Here is a 12,489-nt window from a genome sequence, read left to right on the forward strand (position 1 = left end):
CTTTATCTTCCTTTCTTTTTTGCTTCTTCCCAAAAGTAATCAAGCTGTTCAAGCGACAGTTCTTCCATGCGAAGTCCGCGGTTTTTCACTTGTTCCTCCATATATGAAAACCGGCGATAAAATTTTGTATTCGTTCGATGCAACGCTTCTTCTGGATTGATGTTGTAATAACGAGCAACGTTGACAAGCGCAAATAAAATATCGCCGAACTCTTCAAGCCGCTTTTGTGAAGAGTGTTCACGCTGAAATTCGTTCATTTCTTCCTTGACTTTGTCCCACATCGGACGAACATCGTCCCAGTCAAAGCCAACTTTCGCTGCTTTCGCTTGAAATTCGTACGCTTTTAACAAATTCGGCAAGCTTTTTGGAACATCGTCTAATAAAGAAACGGCCCGCTCTTTTTTCTCTTTTTCTTTCAAACGTTGCCAATTTTGCACGACTTCGTCAGCGTCTTGTACCGAAACATCCCCAAAAACATGTGGGTGACGGTGAATCATTTTTTCTGTAATTGCTTTAATCACGTCGTCAATTGAAAAAATACCGTCATCCTCGCCTATTTGCGCATGCAACATTACTTGCAACAACACATCACCAAGCTCTTCGATGATGTTGTCGTCGTCTTGTTCGTCAATTGCTTCAAACAGCTCATATGTTTCTTCTAACAAATATTTTTTCAACGATTCATGCGTTTGTTTTCGATCCCATGGACAGCCGTTTGGCCCACGCAATGTAGCAATGACGCGGCGGAGTGTGTCAAACCGATGATATAGCATCGCTTCGTCCTTCACCGGCGGTACATAGACGCTCGTTAAATTATTGAGCGTTGTTACACGATCCAACTCATATAACGGAATTTCTACGATTTTTTCTTCTGCACTCCCCGCAGCAGTCACAATATATACGGGATAATCGTCCGGAAGTTGCTCCATCAAAGAAAGCTTCACGTCTGAAGCGATAAATGCGTCGTACACCTGGCAAAAAATAAGATGATTGGTCGGTTGCCAATCTTCTCTCCGAAAAGAGGTTGCATCAACGAGTTGAAACCCTTCGACCGGGTCAATGCGTAATGCCGTAAATAACGCGTCGAGAAAGCTTTGCCCTCCTTCTATTTTCACTCGGCAGCGTCCTTGTTTTTCCGCCTCTAATAAAAGCTGAACCGTCTTTTCTGCTACAAGCGGATGTCCTGGAACAGCATAAAATACATCCCCTGCCCGAACGTGTTCTAACAACGTCTCAACGATTGCTTCATACACTTGTTCAAACGTGGCAAACTGCTCGTACACATAATCGAACGACGTAAACGAAATTCCTTCTTCTACAAGCATCTGCACCGCCGGATGTTCTTGTGTACGTAAAAAAAGCGGCGACGCATCTTTTAATTTTCGGTACACACCGAGCGGCAATTGGTCAACATCTCCTGCTCCTAATCCTAAAATAAAAACGGTATTCATCGTTTATCACCCATTTTCAGAAGAAATATGCGCAATTTTTCTCCAAACGGAAAAAAAGCAACTTCATGCGGTGAGAAAAGTTTTTCTTTAAACACCATTATAATATAAACAACGCCGCCAAGCAGCACGCCAGATAGTGCTTGACATGCCGCACCAAAACGGCTTTCTCCCCATTGTTTGGTGACCCATATATACAGTGTAAGTACCACCACCATAACTAGTGCGGCACGCAATGTCCAATAAATTTCTTTCTTGTAAACGGGCTTTACCCCTATGGTTCGTACTAGCATTCGGTACAAAAAAAGCGCCATCCCCATATACGAAACGAGTGTAGCAACTGCTGCGCCATTTATACCAAAAAAAGGAACAAATAAAACATTGCCTATCCATTTGCAGCTAACAGCAATCCCGACACTAAGCACTGCTCCCCATTCAGAACCGATGCCTTGCAAGATAGCCGACATCGTAAGAGACATCGTCGTAAAAAAAATTGAGAGTACTAGCACGGCAAGCGACGATGACCCTGCATCGTTTTCAAAAAGCATGACATTCGTCGGGCGAATTAATGCAGCAAGACCAAATGTAGCCCCCATCCCAACAACCATCCCCACTCGAACAGACAGACGCGTTTTTTCCAAAATAAATGTCTGCTCCCCGCGCTTTTTCGCCCCAGCAATGAGTGGAACGAGCGTAAACGAAAAGGACGTCGCCACGACCGTTCCGAGCTGAATAAGCGGTTGCCCACGGTCGTACACTCCTTTTAATGCTTGAGCAGCTCGCTCGCTTACGCCACTCTCTTTAAGCAAAGATAGTAAAGTGAGGGCATCGACCAATTGCGTTAACGTCAACACCATATTCGCTACACAAACAATTAATCCTTGCACCAATAAATAACGTACAAGCCGTTTCTCAACCCCTTTTCTTTGTTGGCGCATACCGCTTTTTAGCCAATAAGCTGTTAACACAAACAGAGCGGCAAATCCTCCCGTGACCGAACCAAAAATCGCGCCTGCACCTGCTTCATACAACGTATGACCTTTTCGCAGAAGGATGTATGAAAAACCAATAATGGTTGCCACGCGAACAGACTGCTCGACTACTTGAGAAATAGCTGTTGGAACCATATTATTTCTCCCTTGAAAATAACCGCGCAATACCGCCAAAAACGGAAAGAGCAAAAAAGAAAAGGCGACGACTTGAAGGAGCGAAGTTAATTGCTCGTCCCCCATCCATTTCGCCAGCTTCCCTCCCCCAATGTAAAGCGAAAAAAAGAAAAACATACCGATTGCGCTTAACACGAAAAAAGATGTCCGTAACACATCGAAAACACCTTGTTCATCATTTTCCTCTACTCGCTCCGCAATAAGTTTGGAAATGACGACTGGGTAACCAGACGTTGCTAGCGCCATCATTACCGCATAAATTGGGTACACTTGCTGATAAATATAAAACCCCACATCCCCAACAATATTCTGATATGGAATGCGATAAAATACACTTAATATTTTTGTTATCAACGCAGCAACAGCTAACACAATCGTTCCGTGCCACAGCTTCAACATCCGCGGCCGCTCCATCTAGCTTCACCTTCCCTATTCATCATAGCCCTTTGCCATTATACCGCAAAAGAAAAAGACAGCATAGAAGCTGTCTTACGGGTTAGCTGTTGGAAGACGCTGCGTCATTTTATTGTTCCATTTGCCGTGCTAAAAAGCTGGCAGCAGTTTCAACCGCTTTATGCTCCACTTCTCCAATCGTTTTGTCTTTTGATAGAATGACGACCGCTCCAATTGGGTCGCCGTTTGCAATAATCGGGGCAATGGTATACGATTTCCACTGCTCCGTATGACCATCCACCATTTCTGCTTCCCCTTCTTCGGTACGGAGCACCGGCTGACGTTCATCCATCACTTTTTCAAGCAAGGAGCTGACACTTTTATTAAGAAATTCTTTTTTCGATACCCCTGCAACCGCAATAAACGTGTCACGGTCACAAATTAATACTGCATGCCCTAAACTGTCAAACAACGCTTCCGCATACTCTTTTGCAAAATCCCCTAATTCACTAATTGGCGAATATTTCTTTAAAATGACTTCTCCGTCACGATCAACAAAAATCTCCAGTGGGTCTCCTTCGCGGATACGCAACGTTCTCCGAATTTCTTTCGGGATAACAACCCTTCCTAAATCATCAATTCGACGAACAATACCTGTTGCTTTCATCTATTGATGCCTCACTTTCATCATAAAGATTAAATACATCGATGAATTCTTCGTTGAAGAATCCACCATTGTTGAAATTAGTATCCTTCACAAACCAACTTCTATACATGATGAAAGTGATTTTTGCAAATTTAGATAAAATTCCCCACCATTCATTATGGACCATTTTTTCAAACGATAAACTTATGCAGTAACGGACTTTTCATTTTTCTCAACATCCAGCGCTTTTAACGTTTCGTATAAAATGACAAGCCATTCTTGTGGTTTCATGCCTTTCACGTGAAGGACGATTTTAAATTTTTCTCCTTCCATGCCAAATCCGAACACGCGACCGTAACGATTTCCAATTTTTGATAACTGCTGAATTTGCACTTCTTTTGATGCTTGTTCGGTAAATAAAATATCAATTTGCTGCTTATGCTGCTTAATCGATTGTACACCGTTTTGTTTCGCATATACTTTCATTTCCGCAATTTGGAACAAATAATCGACTTCATCCGGATATTCACCAAACCGGTCGAGCATTTCGTCGCGTAGTTCTTCTAGTTCTTCTAGTGTGTTAACTGCTTTAAAGCGCTTATACATATTAATTTTTTGTAGTTCGTCATGAATATACGTATCGGGAATGTAGGCATCTACTTCGATATCAATTTCAACGTCTGCCGCTTTTTCCGTTTGCGGAATGCCTCTTCGTTTTTCGATCGCATCTTTTAACATTTGCGAATATAAATCAAAACCAACGGAATCGATAAAACCGTGTTGCTCTGCTCCTAATATATTGCCCGCTCCGCGAATCGATAAATCGCGCATCGCAATTTTAAACCCAGACCCAAGCTCCGTAAACTCTTTAATCGCTTGTAGACGCTTTTCGGCTACTTCATTTAATACTTTGTCTTTTCGATACGTAAAGTACGCATACGCTACACGATTTGACCGTCCGACACGTCCACGCAGCTGATAAAGCTGCGACAGTCCCATCCTGTCAGCGTCATACACGATTAACGTGTTGACGTTCGGGATGTCGACACCCGTTTCGATAATCGTTGTCGTCACAAGCACATCATATTGCCCTTCTAAAAACGCGAGGATGACGTTTTCGAGCTCGGTTTCCGTCATTCGTCCGTGGGCGTATGTGACGCGTGCATCTGGAACGAGAGCAGCGATTTCTTCCGCTTTGACGTCAATATCCTCAATGCGGTTGTAGAGGACAAACACTTGCCCATCCCGTGCTAATTCGCGTTCAATGGCTTCACGGACTAACTCCGGAGTATATTCCATTACATACGTTTGTACTGGAAAGCGGTTTTCCGGCGGCGTTTCAATGATTGATAAGTCACGGACACCAATCATTGACATATGCAACGTTCTTGGAATCGGTGTTGCCGTTAATGTCAAAACATCAATGTTGGCTTTTAATTGCTTAATTTTTTCTTTATGGCTGACGCCAAATCGCTGTTCTTCGTCAATAATAAGCAATCCTAAGTCTTTAAACGCCACATCTTTTGATAAAAGCCGATGCGTGCCGATGACCATATCAATCGTGCCATCTTTTAACCCTTTGATCGTTTCGTTTTGCTGCTTTTTCGTACGAAAACGATTCAGCAATCCTACATTGATTGGATATGCTTGAAAACGCTCCCGAACAGTTTCGTAATGTTGTTGGGCCAAAATCGTCGTCGGTACTAAAAATGCGACTTGTTTGCCATCCATAATCGCTTTAAACGCCGCCCGCAATGCTACTTCTGTTTTTCCGTAGCCAACGTCGCCGCATAACAGTCGGTCCATTGGTTTTTCACTTTCCATGTCGCGTTTAATTTCTTCAATGGAACGAAGCTGATCTTCCGTTTCTTGGTAAGGGAACGCTGCCTCGAACTCCCGCTGCATTTCCGTATCTGGGGAGAACGCATATCCTTTACTTGCTTCCCGCTCGGCATAAAGCTTAATTAAATCTTCAGCAATATCTTGAACAGATGATTCGACCTTTTTCTTTACCTTCTTCCATTCCGTTCCGCCAAGCTTATAAATTTTCGGTTCTTTTCCTTCTGAGCCGACATACTTTTGTACTTGGTCAATTTGGTCAATTGGAACGTATAGCGTATCGCCACCTTGGTATTGAATGTGAATATAGTCTTTATGAATCCCGTTAATTTCTAACGTTTCAATCCCTAAATATTTACCGATTCCGTGATTGACGTGCACGACATAATCGCCGACTTGCAGCTCGGAATAGCTTTTAATTCGTTCCGCATTTGATAGCTTTTGCCGTCGAATCGGCTTCTTGACGCGTTTTTTGAACAATTCTTCTTCTGTAATGACTGCTAATTTTTGTAGCGGCAGTTCAAATCCGCTATTTAAGTCGCCTTGCAATAGCTGGAATTTTCCATGCATGAGCGGCGCCCCGTCCGGCACGGGCGCTACGTCTATTTCATAATCTTCTAAAACAGCTTGCAATTTTTTGATCCGTTCTATATTTGGCGCTAAAAAAACAACTGCATATTTCGCTTTTTTCCACCGTTCCAATTCCGTCTTTAACAGTTCCATCTGACCATGAAAATGTTGCATCTGCTTGCAGGAAACGCTCACAATATTTTGCGGATGCGTATGTGGAACGTGGCGCAAAAATAATGATAAATAAACACGCGGCTTTTTGCATGTTTGCAATAAGTCGGAAAACGAATGAGAAATTGGGAGATCATGAATGATTTTTCCAGCCGATAATAAACTTGTGTACCATTCCGCCTCTTCTTTATCTAAATTTTCCGACGATTCATAAATCCGGCTTGCTTCATCCAATAACAGTAATCCGTCTTCTGGCATATAATCTAGCAAACTAGCAGGCCACTCATAAAAAAGCGACGCATATTTATATTGCTGTTCAATCGGTTGCCCTTGTTTCAGTTGTTCCAGTTCTAATGACAATTGTTCAAGTAAGAGTTGTTTTGCTTTTTCGTCTTTTAGTTTTTGAAGGCTTTCAGAAAGCCCTTGTTCGATTCGTTGAATTCCATGCTGCAATATTTCCCCATATACGAGCATTTCATCCGCTGGACCGATTAACACCTCGTTCACTTCCGCTTGGGAACGTTGGTCATCGACGGTAAACGTCCGAATCGATTCGACTTCAGTATCAAACAACTCAATCCGATACGGAAGTTCGGCCGTCAACGGATACACATCGATAATGCCGCCGCGAATGCTAAATTCTCCAGGCGTCGACACAGTTGCTGCACGTTTATATCCCATTTGGACAAGACGGTGTTTATATGTTTCTAAGTCTAGTTCGCTCCCAACGGTAATCGTCAGTAAGTTTTCTGTCCATAATGATTTTGGCGGCAATAATCGGCGAATACCGGCAACCGGAGTAACAACAATTCCTTTCTTTTGTTTTGCCCAATAGTTCATTACTTCTAACCTCTGCGCCTTTAGCTCCGGGCTGGCGATAGCCATCTCTGCGGCAATCATTTCATTGACCGGGTAAAGGAATACTTCCTCCGTCCCAAGTAGTTGCACAAGGTCATCGTATATTTTTTGTGCTTGAAATAAATTATGTGCGACGACAAGCAGCGGTCGGTTCATCTCGTTGTAAATGGAGGATAAAAACACCGACCGCGCCGAACCGGACAACCCGGTCACTAACTGTTCTTTTAATCCAGCTTCCACACCTTTCAAAATTAATTGAATATCTTGGTTTTCTACAAAATAATGATGCAGTGCGCGCACCTTACTCCCCTCCTCTCATAAACAGTAAATGCAAAAACGCTTTGGTTTGCCCAAAGCTCCCTATTGAATAAATTTCTCGTATTGATGCCATTCTGGGTACCGTTCTAGCGCTTCTTGGCAATCTTCGCAAATCGTTTTGACTTGAATGTCGCCGCTTGGTAAATAAGCGATCATCTCTAGCCGTTCTTCTTCTGTTAAATGATGAAAACCTAACTGTTCGCTATCAAGCGAAACGCTATCGAGCGTCCCGATTTTGACGCCGCAATGTCGGCAATAATAATGCAGGGCCATTTCCGCAACCTCCTAATGGGTCTTTCCATACATTTATTTTTCACCATTAGGAAAAGTTTTATTCACGCATTAAACTCATTCATCACCTGCACAAAAGATGCTCCAACAAATTTTTCGCAAGCGTCTGCCGCACGGTGAATGGCTTGTTTTATTTCGAGCGCTTCTTCCGCTTGAAATCTCCCTAAAACATAATCTGTTATTTTTTGTCCGTTTTGCGGTCTGCCAATGCCAACACGAATTCGTTTAAACTGCTCCGTCCCTAAATGGTAAATGAGCGATTTAATACCATTATGTCCTCCGGCACTTCCTTTTGTCCGTAAACGAATTTTGCCGACGGGGAGATCTAAATCGTCATAAATAACAACGACATCCTCTATGTTTATTTTAAAATAATCAATGAGCGGACGAACACACTCTCCTGACAAGTTCATATATGTCAGCGGTTTACATAAAATAACTTTCTCTCCACAAATGATATGCGAACCGAAAATTCCGTGAAACTTTGCTTGGTTATAAGAAACGTTCCACCGTCTTGCCAATTCATCAATGACCATGAACCCGACATTATGTCTCGTTTCTTCGTACTCTTTTCCTGGATTTCCTAAACCGACGAACAGTTTCAACAGTTGTTCTCCTCTCTTTATTCATATGCGAAAAGTGTGCACTTTTAGATAGTACAAAGATGGTGTCCCAAAAGCAACGGGACACCTCTCTTTTATTACCATATATACGCACTAAATACTTTCGCAAAACTATATATCGCATCTTTCTTGAAGAAAGACAACCTTCTAAGACAGCTTTCATTATGATTCTGGGATTGTTTCCCGGCCCTCTTCTGCTTCTGGTCGCCCAGCCTCTTGTTGCTCGCCACTATGAATTTCTTCTTCTTGTTTCGGCGGTAAAATGGAGGCGATGACTTCCGTTGGCTCGTGATTAATCTCGTATTTTCCACCAGTTTGAATATCGCCAACCGTCAACGTATCGCCAACTTGTAAATGAGAAATATCAACGTCAATGGAAGGCGGAATGTTTGCTGGCAATGCGCGAATCGATAGCTGGTGCAACGATTGCTGCAATACCCCACCGTCTTTCACACCAGCGGCATCTCCAATTAAATGTACGTTTACATCAATCTCTACTTCTGTATACATATCGACCGCTTGAAAATCGACATGGACGATTTCGCTACGGAGCGGATCTTTTTGAATGTCGCGAAGTAAAGCCGTGAAACTCTCACCGTCTACATTTAACCTAATTAACGCATTACGGCCTTCGTCACGAATCGTTTTAATAAAATCAGCCGCATTCACAAAAATTGCATGACCCTCAACGTTTTTTCCATACAATACGCCCGGAATGTTTCCTTCTAATCGAAGCGAGCGAATGTAAGAGCGTTTTCCGTCTGTTCGTTTTTTCGCCTCTAATACAGCCATGAATGAATCACCCTCCTGTTTTAGAATCTATGGATTACTTTGTCCTAAAACAAGAAGATTTAAACATCGTGGATTAATCAAATAGCGCGCTAATCGATTGCTTTTCGTAAACGCGAATAATCGCTTCGGCAATTAAAGGTGCTACAGACAGTTCTACAATTTTATCAATTTTCTTCTCTTCAGGAAGCGCAATGGAATTCGTTACGACTAACTCTTTAATTTTCGAGTTTTGAATCCGTTCGATTGCTGGCCCTGATAACACAGGATGCGTGCAACATGCATACACATTAGCCGCTCCGTTTTCCACTAACGCGTTCGCTGCTAATGTAATCGTCCCCGCCGTATCGATGATATCATCAATTAGAATAGCAGTTTTCCCTTCTACTTGTCCAACGATATTCATAACTTCCGCTACGTTTGGTTTTGGACGGCGCTTATCGATGATCGCAATCGGCGCTTTGAGGCGATCTGCCAATCGGCGCGCCCGTGTTACTCCGCCGTGGTCTGGCGATACGATGACAATGTCTTGGAGGTTTTTGTTTTTAAAGTAGTCCGCTAAAATTGGAACGCCCATTAAATGATCGATTGGAATGTCAAAAAATCCTTGAATTTGCGGTGCGTGTAAATCAAGTGTAATGACGCGAGAAGCACCCGCTGTTTCTAAAAGATTTGCTACTAATTTTGCAGTGATCGGTTCACGCGAACGCGCTTTACGGTCTTGGCGTGCATAGCCGTAATACGGCATGACAATGTTGATTGTCTTGGCAGAAGCACGCTTCAATGCGTCAATCATAATGAGAAGTTCCATTAAATGCTCGTTCACAGGTGCGCTCGTCGATTGGATGACGAACACATCTCCACCGCGGATGCTCTCTTCGATGTTAATTTGAATTTCACCATCGCTAAACCTAGATACCGAACATTTTCCAAGCTGTACACCGATAATTTGGGCGATTTCTTCCGATAACTGTTTATTCGAATTCAATGCAAACAACTTTAAGCTTGAATCAACATATTGAGACATGACAAACCTCCATTAGGATTTTTTCTTCACGTTCAGACGTTCGACATAATTTTCTTTATTCACTTGACGGGCGCGGGCAATCGATAACGCATTGTCTGGAACGTCATTGGTAATGGTAGAGCCGGCTGCTACATACGCTCCTTTTCCAACCGTTACAGGAGCAATTAAATTCGCATTGCACCCAATAAATGCGCCGTCTTCAATTTTTGTCAAATACTTATTTTTCCCATCATAATTTACGGTAATCGAGCCACAGCCTAAATTTACGTCCTCCCCTACTTGCGCATCGCCAATATAGCTTAAATGTGATGCTTTGCTTCCTTTTCCGAACCTCGACTTTTTAATCTCGACAAAATTGCCAATCCGAACATCATCACCGATTTGCGAAGACGGGCGAATATGAGCAAACGGGCCGATGGTTACATGATTTCCAATTTCACTATCATGAGCGACAGAGTGACGAATCGTTGTATTATCGCCGACGACGCAGTTGTTAATTTCTGAATGCGGACCGATGACGCAGTCTTCACCAATCACCGTTGCTCCTTCAATAATAGTGCCTGGATAAATAATCGTGTCACGTCCAATTTTCGCTTCCGGTGATATATACGTATGCTCTGGAGCAATAATCGTCACGCCGTTTGTCATATGGTAGCGATTAATGCGATCGCGCATTATTTTTTCCGCTTGCATAAGCGCAATGCGATCATTGACGCCGATGGTTTCGTTAAACGAAGAAGCTTGATACGCGGAAACAACTGCCCCTTTTGCTTTTAAAATCTCAATGACATCGGTTAAATAATACTCACCTTGCACGTTGTTGTTGGATACATTTGTAAGCGCTTCAAATAACGAGCGGTTGTCGAAACAATATGTGCCTGTATTAATCTCATTGATCTCTCGCTCTAATTCTGTTGCGTCTTTATGTTCAACAATTTTTTCAACGTGTCCTTCTTCGTTCCGAACGATGCGACCATATCCAGCTGGATTTTCCGCGATCGCTGTTAAAATCGTCGCTTTTGCATTTGTCGCAAGGTGGTGTTCTAACAACGATTCCATCGTTTCCGCTGTAATAAGAGGAGTGTCTCCGCAAACAACTAACGTTACCCCATCTTTGTCTTGCAAATACGAAGCTGCTTGCATTACCGCGTGTGCTGTCCCGAGCTGTTCCTCTTGCAACGCAAACTCGCTTTTGGTGCCGATTTGTGCCTTTACTTGTTCGGCACCAAATCCAACAACTGTAATCAATTTTTCGAGACCAAGCTGCAACACTTGATCGACTACATGCTGAACCATTGGCTTGCCGCAAACAGGGTGTAGCACTTTATATAGCTTTGATTTCATCCGCGTCCCCTGACCGGCTGCCAATATTACCGCATATCGTTTCATGAATAGGGCCTCCAATTACCTTTTTATCCATAATTGAATATATCTCAATTAGCTATGTATTTCAAGGCAACATTCTCTTTTGTCAAAAATTAAAAGCCTGTCCAATGTCGGACAGGCTTTTTTCTATTTAAGAAGCACCGGCTTCTTCCAGTTCTGCTTCAAGCTCACCTAAGCGGTGATACTCGGCCAATACAGCCTCTTGAATTTTCCCGCGGGTTGTGGAATTGATCGGATGCGCGATGTCACGAAATTCCCCGTCAGGAGTACGCTTGCTTGGCATAGCGACAAACAAGCCGTTATTGCCGTCAATTACGCGGATATCATGTACAACAAATTCATTATCCAACGTAATAGACGCAATCGCTCTCATACGTCCTTCGGTATTCACGCGGCGTAATCTTACGTCAGTTACTTCCATTGTGCTCACCACCTTTTCCCTATATCAGAACTTGATTAATGGTATTCCACATTTATCCCGTATTTCCTTCTTTTTTTATAAAATTTTTTTAAAAAATATCTAAAACGACCGGTTTCTGTCAAAATCGCGGGAAAAGTAGGTGAGCATACGTTAGCTACTCATTATTTCACTAACGCAACGACTTCGATTTCAACTAGTGCATCTTTCGGCAATTTAGCAACAGCCACACAAGAGCGGGCTGGTTTATGTTCGTTGAAATATTGTCCGTATACTTCGTTCATCGCCGCAAAATCGTCCATGCTTTTTAAAAACACGGTCGTTTTGACAACGGTATCAAGCGAGGCACCAGCTGCTTCCAACACAGCTTGTAAATTTTTAAATACTTGATGCGTTTGCTCTTTTACATCCCCTTGTACCATTTCTCCTTCTGGCGTTAACGCAATTTGCCCCGAGCTGTAAAACATATTATTGACAATAATGCCTTGCGAATAAGGGCCAATTGCTTGCGGTGCTTTTGTTGTTTCGACTTTTTTCATAAGTAAA

Annotated in this window: 11 protein-coding genes; all 11 read right to left on the reverse strand. The window is 42.8% G+C overall.

The features are described from left to right. Positions 1-2: 2 nt before the first annotated feature. On the reverse strand, positions 3-1,451 hold the full coding sequence (gene yabN / locus GFC30_RS00670) for a bifunctional methyltransferase/pyrophosphohydrolase YabN (protein ID WP_066322178.1): 1,449 nt from the start codon (positions 1,449-1,451) through the stop codon (positions 3-5). Then, positions 1,448-3,028 carry a putative polysaccharide biosynthesis protein gene (locus GFC30_RS00675; RefSeq protein WP_066322179.1) on the reverse strand — a complete coding sequence of 527 codons (1,581 nt, stop codon included), beginning with the start codon at positions 3,026-3,028 and terminating at the stop codon, positions 1,448-1,450. The genes yabN and GFC30_RS00675 overlap by 4 nt, the downstream gene beginning before the upstream one ends. 109 nt (positions 3,029-3,137) lie before the next feature. Further along, positions 3,138-3,674, reverse strand: a complete 537-nt coding sequence (gene spoVT, locus GFC30_RS00680) for a stage V sporulation protein T (protein WP_066322183.1) — start codon at positions 3,672-3,674, stop codon at positions 3,138-3,140. Positions 3,675-3,857: 183 nt separating this feature from the next. After that, positions 3,858-7,391, reverse strand: a complete 3,534-nt coding sequence (gene mfd / locus GFC30_RS00685) for a transcription-repair coupling factor (protein ID WP_066322185.1) — start codon at positions 7,389-7,391, stop codon at positions 3,858-3,860. Between the two features lie 60 nt (positions 7,392-7,451). Further along, positions 7,452-7,682: an anti-sigma-F factor Fin gene (locus tag GFC30_RS00690; protein ID WP_066322188.1), complete on the reverse strand. Its 231-nt coding sequence runs from the start codon at positions 7,680-7,682 to the stop codon at positions 7,452-7,454. 62 nt (positions 7,683-7,744) lie between these two features. Next, entirely contained in the window at positions 7,745-8,305 is a 561-nt protein-coding gene (pth, locus tag GFC30_RS00695) for an aminoacyl-tRNA hydrolase (protein WP_066322191.1), read from the reverse strand. Positions 8,306-8,485: 180 nt separating this feature from the next. Then, positions 8,486-9,115, reverse strand: a complete 630-nt coding sequence (locus tag GFC30_RS00700; RefSeq protein ID WP_066322193.1) for a 50S ribosomal protein L25/general stress protein Ctc — start codon at positions 9,113-9,115, stop codon at positions 8,486-8,488. Between the two features lie 73 nt (positions 9,116-9,188). Beyond that, positions 9,189-10,139: a ribose-phosphate diphosphokinase gene (locus GFC30_RS00705; RefSeq protein WP_066322196.1), complete on the reverse strand. Its 951-nt coding sequence runs from the start codon at positions 10,137-10,139 to the stop codon at positions 9,189-9,191. A 12-nt stretch (positions 10,140-10,151) separates the two neighbouring features. Further along, positions 10,152-11,528 carry a bifunctional UDP-N-acetylglucosamine diphosphorylase/glucosamine-1-phosphate N-acetyltransferase GlmU gene (gene glmU / locus GFC30_RS00710; RefSeq protein WP_066322199.1) on the reverse strand — a complete coding sequence of 459 codons (1,377 nt, stop codon included), beginning with the start codon at positions 11,526-11,528 and terminating at the stop codon, positions 10,152-10,154. Between the two features lie 127 nt (positions 11,529-11,655). Next, the gene (gene spoVG / locus GFC30_RS00715) at positions 11,656-11,946 is read right to left on the reverse strand and encodes a septation regulator SpoVG (protein WP_066322204.1); all 291 of its coding nucleotides are present in this window, start codon (positions 11,944-11,946) and stop codon (positions 11,656-11,658) included. Between the two features lie 161 nt (positions 11,947-12,107). Further along, positions 12,108-12,482 (reverse strand): RidA family protein, encoded by a 375-nt coding sequence (locus GFC30_RS00720; protein ID WP_066322206.1) that lies wholly within the window; start codon positions 12,480-12,482, stop codon positions 12,108-12,110. Positions 12,483-12,489 lie beyond the last annotated feature (7 nt).

Source organism: Anoxybacillus amylolyticus (genome assembly GCF_001634285.1).
Classification (GTDB): Bacteria; Bacillota; Bacilli; order Bacillales; family Anoxybacillaceae; genus Anoxybacteroides; species Anoxybacteroides amylolyticum.